At 72.0% G+C, this 257-nt stretch carries 1 pseudogene; it reads left to right on the top strand.

Annotated elements, in window-relative coordinates:
- Nucleotides 1-257: pseudogene (locus tag G3I42_RS00935) on the top strand (response regulator); the annotation flags it as partial.

A 257-nucleotide genomic window follows, 5' to 3' on the forward strand; every position in this document is an offset into this window, starting at 1 on the left:
TCGACCCGTGGGTGCTGCGGGCGAAGGTCTCGGTCTTCGTCGAGCTGTACATGAAGAACTGCCAGCTCCGCGAGCAGGCCGCGCTGCTGCGGCTCCAGCTCGAAGGCGGCGTGCCCGCGGGTGCGAATCACGAGAAGGAGCCCGCCGGCCTGCTGGCCGAACTCTCCGCACGGCTCGCGGCCGTCGAGGAGCAGGCCGAGGCGCTGTCCAAGCAGCTCGACGACGAGTCGGCGGACGCCGGAGCGGTGGCCACCGCC

The organism is Streptomyces sp. SID11385, assembly GCF_010548245.1.
Classification (GTDB): Bacteria; Actinomycetota; Actinomycetes; order Streptomycetales; family Streptomycetaceae; genus Streptomyces.